The organism is Collinsella sp. CLA-ER-H5, from assembly GCF_040092375.1.
Lineage (GTDB): Bacteria > Actinomycetota > Coriobacteriia > Coriobacteriales > Coriobacteriaceae > Collinsella.
On the sequence record NZ_JBBNLR010000048.1, the window covers coordinates 1 to 905 of the forward strand.

A 905-nucleotide genomic window follows, 5' to 3' on the forward strand; every position below is an offset into this window, starting at 1 on the left:
TCCATTGGAACACGAGAAGGAGGCAGGTTAAACTGAAGGGACTGACCCCGGAGGAATTCCGGAATCAGTCCCTATGTGCGGCGTAGGCCGCTTATTAGCCCGTCCAAGAATTGGGGCGCAGTTCACACTACGTGCGGCGGGGGTTCTTTCGTCCTGCGGAGTGTCCGCGAAGGTCAGCCCTCAGATCCTGCTACGACTACGTCCTCGGATTGTGTGGGCGGATGAAGGACGTAGTTGGCGGGTATTCCGTCCCTTTCGCTGTTTCGCGGCTTTGCCGCGAAACCTCGCGCCACTTTGGGGATGGATGGGGGACTTGGCTGTTGCCGCCTTTTCGGAGCTCTTCTTTATTCCTTATGCTGGATGAAAAGCCCCTTGTTTTTGCAGGGGTGCATACTCGACTTATATGTGCATAGAATCTCGTATAGTGCGAGTAAGATATTGCGCTGTCTGTTTTGTGTTTAGCAGAGATGTAGTTTGCATAATCCGACATAATCCTCGCTTCATTTAAATAAAGTCGCACGTAAATTACGTAGATATGTCTGAGCTGGAGTTCTGTACGCTGAGCGGATAAAAACGACCGTTCACCGTTCCGCTATTTTCAAAATGAATAAAATGAGCGATAAAGAGAATATAAACCTTAATAAACTCGCGTATCGCACGGACGCGGGTTATTAATGGGTTGTAGGCCTTTTACAGAAAGGATTCCAGCAATGTCTAAGCCTCTTGGCAAGCCCGATCGTATTGTCGTCGCCCTTGGCGGCAACGCCCTCGGCAACAACCCCGTCGAGCAGATCGAGGCCGTGAGCAACACCGCCCACGCTCTCCTCGGTCTCATCGAGCAGGGCAACGAGATCATCATCACCCACGGCAACGGCCCGCAGGTCGGCATGATCCAGAACGCCTTC

The 905-nt window shown here is 52.2% G+C and carries 1 pseudogene; it reads left to right on the top strand.

Features of this window, described 5'->3' with window-relative positions:
* Window positions 1-710: 710 nt before the first annotated feature.
* Window positions 711-905 (top strand): annotated as a pseudogene (locus tag AAAX31_RS10055) (carbamate kinase); the annotation flags it as partial.